General features: G+C 68.7%; 4 protein-coding genes and 1 pseudogene. 2 read left to right on the top strand and 3 right to left on the bottom strand.

What is annotated here, in order from left to right:
* Both AC1DY5_RS49785 and AC1DY5_RS49780 read right to left on the bottom strand, forming a co-directional pair.
* Positions 1–94: pseudogene (locus AC1DY5_RS49785) on the bottom strand (RNA methyltransferase); the annotation flags it as partial.
* The gene (locus AC1DY5_RS49780) at positions 76–1,002 is read right to left on the bottom strand and encodes an inositol monophosphatase family protein (RefSeq protein ID WP_478121697.1); all 927 of its coding nucleotides are present in this window, start codon (positions 1,000–1,002) and stop codon (positions 76–78) included. The gene AC1DY5_RS49780 and the pseudogene AC1DY5_RS49785, both read right to left, overlap by 19 nt.
* Positions 1,003–1,143: 141 nt before the next feature.
* Between AC1DY5_RS49780 and AC1DY5_RS49775 the strand changes: the two genes are divergently transcribed.
* Both AC1DY5_RS49775 and cysE read left to right on the top strand, forming a co-directional pair.
* Complete coding sequence (locus AC1DY5_RS49775; protein ID WP_478121696.1) at positions 1,144–1,914, top strand: RNA methyltransferase; 771 nt, start codon at positions 1,144–1,146, stop codon at positions 1,912–1,914.
* 35 nt (positions 1,915–1,949) lie between these two features.
* Complete coding sequence (cysE, locus tag AC1DY5_RS49770) at positions 1,950–2,726, top strand: serine O-acetyltransferase (RefSeq protein WP_478121695.1); 777 nt, start codon at positions 1,950–1,952, stop codon at positions 2,724–2,726.
* A gap of 102 nt (positions 2,727–2,828) precedes the next feature.
* Here cysE and AC1DY5_RS49765 read toward each other — a convergent pair.
* The coding region (locus AC1DY5_RS49765) for a 4Fe-4S dicluster domain-containing protein (RefSeq protein ID WP_478121698.1) at positions 2,829–2,894 on the bottom strand (66 nt) is incomplete at its 5' end.

Genomic DNA, 2,894 nt, shown 5'->3' with positions numbered 1-2,894 from the left:
GGATGGTTTCCTCACGCCGCAGCACGTTGGCCCAGCGCGGGGCCACCAGCACCAGGTCGCTGAAGCCCATGGTCTTCATGGCGCGGGCGTCGGCGCGGCCTCGATCGTGCTGCGGGCGTAGGTGTCGCCGGCGTGCGCTGAAGGATCGACCGCGCGGATGCGGTCGCTGGCGCGCAGCTTGTCGTCGATGCCCGCGAACTTGGAGTACTTGGCCAGGAGCGGCACCAGCTGGCCGTAGATGCGGGGCGCGCCGGCCAGGCACTCGCGCTGCTCGAGGAACTCGGGTTCGCCGGTGAAGTTGCCGATCAGGCCGCCGGCTTCGGTGACCAGCAGCGAACCGGCCGCCACGTCCCAGATATTGAGGCCGGTCTCGAAGAAGCCGTCGGTGAAGCCGGCCGCGACATAGGCCAGGTCGAGCGCCGCGGCGCCCGGGCGGCGCAGGCCGGCCATGCGCGGCATCAGGTCGGCCATGATCGCCAGGTACTGCTTGAAGTTGTCGCCGGTGCGGAACGGGAAGCCGGTCGAGACCAGGCATTCGTTCAGGCGGGTGCGCTTGCTGACACGCAGGCGCCGGTCGTTCATATAGGCGCCGCGGCCCTTGGTGGCGGTGAACAGGTCGTTGCGGCTCGGGTCGTAGATGACCGCCTGCTCGATCTTGCCGCGGACCGCCAGCGCGATCGACACGCAATAGACCGGGAAACCGTGGATGAAGTTGGTGGTGCCGTCGAGCGGATCGATGATCCAGACGAATTCGGAATCCCTGGCGCCGTGCTCGGAGCCCGATTCTTCGGCCAGGATGCCGTGCCCCGGGTAGGCGGTGAGCAGCGTCTCGATGATCACTCGCTCGCTCGCATGATCGACTTCGGTGACGAAGTCGTTCACCTGCTTTTGCGAAATGCGCACCGCTTCGACGTCGAGCGCAGCGCGATTGATGATGGCGCCGGCGGCGCGGGCGGCCTTGACGGCCACGTTGAGCATGGGGTGCAGGTTGGGGGACGACATGAATTGTGAGAAGAACGGAAAAGGGACGGTCGGTTGATGCGGCGGCCCCCTGGAAAGCGGCCCGGCGATGCGGGCGGCGAGAATCGGGGGATTTTACCGGCTCCGCGAAGCCGCTGTCCCGAACCCCTGGCCGAGCCCTCCATGCGTACCCGTTTCATCCTGATCCAGACCAGCCATGCCGGCAATGTCGGCGCCGCCGCCCGCGCCATGAAGACCATGGGCTTCAGCGACCTGGTGCTGGTGGCCCCGCGCTGGGCCAACGTGCTGCGGCGTGAGGAAACCATCCAGCGCGCCAGCGGCGCGCTCGACGTGCTGAACAACGCCCGCATCGTCGACACGCTGGACGAGGCGCTCGACAGCGTCACCCATCTGTGCGCGACCGCGATGATCCCGCGCGACTTCGGCCCGCCGACGCGGACGCCGCGCGAGCACCTCGAAGCGCTCGCCGGCGGCGACGAGCAGCACGTCGCCTTCCTGTTCGGCTCGGAGCGCTTCGGCATGCACAACGAGGATGTCTACCGCTGCAATGTCGCGCTCAGCATCCCCACCGACCCGACTTTCGGCTCGCTGAATCTGGGCGCCGCGATCCAGGTGATCGCCTACGAATGGCGGCTGGCCCTGGGCGGCTACGCGGTGCGCGACGCCACGCCGCCGCCGGCCGCAGCCGACGCCAAGGCGCTGGCCGGCATGCTCGACCACTGGGAGCGTTCGCTGGTCGACATCGGCTTCCTCGACCCGGAAGCGCCCAAGAAGCTGATGCCGCGGCTGCAGCAGCTCTTCAACCGGGCCCAGCCGACGCCCGAGGAGATCCACATCCTGCGCGGCATCGCCAAGGCGATGGCGGAAGCGGCGCGTGGGGGCCCGGGCGGCCCGAAAACCCCATCCACCGTGCGCGAAGAGCCGCGGCCTTAGACTGCCGACCCGATATTGATATAACGACAACAAGCATGTTTTCGCGGCTGCGTTCCGACATCCAGTGCATCCTCGACCGCGACCCGGCGGCCCGCACGCGCTGGGAGGTGCTGACCCTCTATCCCGGCCTGCACGCGGTGGCGCTGCACCGGCTTGCGCACTGGTGCTGGGGTCACGGCCTCAAGTGGTTCGGCCGCTTCATTTCCCAGGCTTCGCGCTGGCTCACCGGCATCGAGATCCACCCTGGGGCGGTCGTCGGCGACCGTGTCTTCTTCGATCATGCGATGGGCGTGGTGGTCGGGGAGACCGCCGAGATCGGTGACGGCTGCACCATCTACCAGGGCGTGACGCTGGGAGGCACCTCGCTCTACAAGGGGACCAAGCGGCACCCGACGCTCGGCAAGAACGTGGTGGTCAGTGCCGGCGCCAAGGTGCTGGGCGGCTTCGTGGTCGGCGACGGGGCCAAGATCGGCAGCAATGCGGTGGTGATCAAGCCGGTGCCGGCCGGCGCCACGGCCGTCGGCATCCCGGCCCGGATCATCCCGTCCAAGACCGGCGAGAGCGCCGACCTGGCCAGCCCGACCGCCGCCAAGTTCTCGGCCTACGGCATCACGCTGGAGGACGACCCGCTGAGCCAGGCCATGAAGGGCCTGATCGACAGCGCCGCGGGCCAGGAGCATCAGATCGCGCTGCTCTGGAAAGCGATCGAGACCCTGTCGGCGCAGCCCGGCAAGAAGGACTGCGTGCCGTGCGACGCGGCGAAGGACGAGTCGTTCGAGGCCGAACGGCTGACGCAGTTGATCGGGAAATAATGGGCCCCCACGCTCCCCCACTGCGTGTGGGTCGCTGCCCCCGAGGGGGCAGCAGGCCGCCTTGGTGCGGCCCGGCGCCGGCCTGGCTCCCCTGGATTCTTCCTACATCCCGACGTAGTTGGGGCCGCCGCCGCCCTCGGGCGTGACCCAGACGATGTTCTGCGTCGG

The sequence above is a fragment of the Variovorax sp. P4_D9 genome, from assembly GCF_056401695.1.
This window is presented reverse-complemented; position numbering and strand designations above follow the sequence as displayed.

Bases quoted from the DNA above. Each gene is read 5' to 3' on its own strand.
- AC1DY5_RS49780 (WP_478121697.1), bottom strand. From the start codon at position 1,002: ATGTCGTCCCCCAACCTGCACCCCATGCTCAACGTGGCCGTCAAGGCC.
- AC1DY5_RS49775 (WP_478121696.1), top strand. From the start codon at position 1,144: ATGCGTACCCGTTTCATCCTGATCCAGACCAGCCATGCCGGCAATGTC.
- cysE (WP_478121695.1), top strand. From the start codon at position 1,950: ATGTTTTCGCGGCTGCGTTCCGACATCCAGTGCATCCTCGACCGCGAC.